General features: G+C 52.9%; 1 rRNA gene. It reads right to left on the bottom strand.

Annotated features, from left to right (window positions below):
* Window positions 1-2: 2 nt before the first annotated feature.
* Window positions 3-2,925 (bottom strand): 23S ribosomal RNA (locus tag O2Q26_RS18890).
* Between the last annotated feature and the right edge of the window lie 95 nt (window positions 2,926-3,020).

Raw genomic sequence — 3,020 nt, 5'->3', positions numbered from 1 at the left:
ATATAGTTAAGTCCTCGATTGATTAGTATCCGTCAGCTGCACGTGTCACCACGCTTCCACCTCGGACCTATTGACCTCATCGTCTCTGAGGAATCTTACTTACTTGGCGTAAGGGGAAATTTCATCTCAAGGGGGGCTTCATGCTTAGATGCTTTCAGCACTTATCCCGTCCACACGTAGCTACCCAGCGATGCTCCTGGCGGAACAACTGGTACACCAGCGGTGTGTCCATCCCGGTCCTCTCGTACTAAGGACAGCTCCTTTCAAATTTCCAACGCCCACGACGGATAGGGACCGAACTGTCTCACGACGTTCTGAACCCAGCTCGCGTACCGCTTTAATGGGCGAACAGCCCAACCCTTGGGACCGACTACAGCCCCAGGATGCGATGAGCCGACATCGAGGTGCCAAACCTCCCCGTCGATGTGGACTCTTGGGGGAGATAAGCCTGTTATCCCCGGGGTAGCTTTTATCCGTTGAGCGACGGCCCTTCCATGCGGTACCGCCGGATCACTAAGCCCGACTTTCGTCCCTGCTCGACTTGTAGGTCTCGCAGTCAAGCTCCCTTGTGCCTTTACACTCTGCGAATGATTTCCAACCATTCTGAGGGAACCTTTGGGCGCCTCCGTTACTCTTTAGGAGGCGACCGCCCCAGTCAAACTGCCCACCTGACACTGTCTCCGGACCGGATCACGGTCCTGGGTTAGAATGTCCGTACAGCCAGGGTGGTATCCCACCAGCGCCTCCACCGAAGCTAGCGCTCCGGTTTCTCAGGCTCCCACCTATCCTGTACAAGCTGTACCAACATTCAATATCAGGCTACAGTAAAGCTCCACGGGGTCTTTCCGTCCTGTCGCGGGTAATGTGCATCTTCACACATAGTATAATTTCACCGGGTCTCTCGTTGAGACAGTGCCCAAGTCGTTGCACCTTTCGTGCGGGTCGGAACTTACCCGACAAGGAATTTCGCTACCTTAGGACCGTTATAGTTACGGCCGCCGTTTACTGGGGCTTCGGTTCAACGCTTCGCCTTACGGCTAACGCATCCCCTTAACCTTCCAGCACCGGGCAGGTGTCAGCCCCTATACTTCGCCTTACGGCTTCGCAGAGACCTGTGTTTTTGGTAAACAGTCGCTTGGGCCTTTTCACTGCGGCTCCTCGGCAGAGGAGCACCCCTTCTCCCGAAGTTACGGGGTCATTTTGCCGAGTTCCTTAACGAGAGTTCTCCCGCTCACCTTAGGATTCTCTCCTCGCCTACCTGTGTTGGTTTACGGTACGGGCGCCTCTTTCCTCACTAGAGGATTTTCTTGGCAGTGTGAAATCCAGAGCTTCGGTACTATATTTCCCTCCCTGTCACTGCTTGACGTTATGCCGGACGGATTTACCTATCCGACCGTCTCACAGCTTAGACGCACTCTTCCAATCGTGCGCTCTCCTTATCCTCCTGCGTCCCCCCGTTGTTCAAACGGAAAGGAGGCGGTACAGGAATATCAACCTGTTGTCCATCGTCTACGCCGTTCGGCCTCGACTTAGGTCCCGACTAACCCTGAGAGGACGAGCCTTCCTCAGGAAACCTTGGGCTTTCGGTGAAAGAGATTCTCACTCTTTTTTCGCTACTCATACCGGCATTCTCACTTCTAAGCGCTCCACCAGTCCTTACGGTCTGACTTCACAGCCCTTAGAACGCTCTCCTACCACTGATCCATTGGATCAATCCGCAGCTTCGGTGGTGTGTTTAGCCCCGGTACATTTTCGGCGCAGAGTCACTCGACCAGTGAGCTATTACGCACTCTTTCAATGATGGCTGCTTCTAAGCCAACATCCTGGTTGTCTAAGCAACTCCACATCCTTTTCCACTTAACACACACTTTGGGACCTTAGCTGGCGGTCTGGGCTGTTTCCCTCTCGACCATGAACCTTATCACCCATGGTCTGACTCCCAGAACAAAGTCTCTGGCATTCGGAGTTTGACTGAATTCGGTAACCCGGTAGGGGCCCCTCGTCCAATCAGTGCTCTACCTCCAGGACTTTCTATTCTGAGGCTAGCCCTAAAGCTATTTCGGAGAGAACCAGCTATCTCCGTGTTCGATTGGCATTTCACCCCTACCCACACCTCATCCCCGCAATTTTCAACTTGCGTGGGTTCGGGCCTCCAGTCAGTGTTACCTGACCTTCACCCTGGACATGGGTAGATCACACGGTTTCGGGTCTACGACCGCATACTGAATGCGCCCTATTCAGACTCGCTTTCGCTGCGGCTCCGCTTCTGTAAGCTTAACCTCGCATACGGTCGTAACTCGCCGGTTCATTCTACAAAAGGCACGCCGTCACCCATCAATGGGCTCCGACTACTTGTAGGCACACGGTTTCAGGATCTATTTCACTCCCCTTCCGGGGTGCTTTTCACCTTTCCCTCACGGTACTGGTTCACTATCGGTCACTAGGGAGTATTTAGCCTTGGGAGATGGTCCTCCCGGATTCCGACGGAATTCCTCGTGTTCCGCCGTACTCAGGATCCACTCCGGAGGAAAGAAGATGTCGACTACAGGGCTCTTACCTGCTCTGGCTGATCGTTCCAGACCGATTCATCTATCTTCTTTCTTGATAACTCCAAAGGAGTGTCCTACAACCCCAGAAAGCAAGCTTTCTGGTTTGGGCTGTTTCCGTTTCGCTCGCCGCTACTTGGGAAATCGCATTTGCTTTCTCTTCCTCCGGGTACTAAGATGTTTCAGTTCCCCGGGTCTGCCGTCGTTATCCTATGAATTCAGATAACGACATGGTTCCATTACGAACCATGGGTTCCCCCATTCGGAAATCTTTGGATCAAAGCCTGCTTACGGCTCCCCAAAGCATATCGGTGTTAGTCCCGTCCTTCATCGGCTCCTAGTGCCAAGGCATCCACCGTGCGCCCTTATTCACTTAACTTTCTTCGTGAAAAGACGTTTCGTTTGTTTGATGTCTTGTCATCATCTACGCATGGAATGCGTAGTGATTATCTTATCCAGTTTTCAAGGTTCACA

Source organism: Halobacillus campisalis, from assembly GCF_030345335.1.
Lineage (GTDB): Bacteria > Bacillota > Bacilli > Bacillales > Halobacillaceae > Halobacillus_A > Halobacillus_A campisalis.
This window is presented reverse-complemented; position numbering and strand designations above follow the sequence as displayed.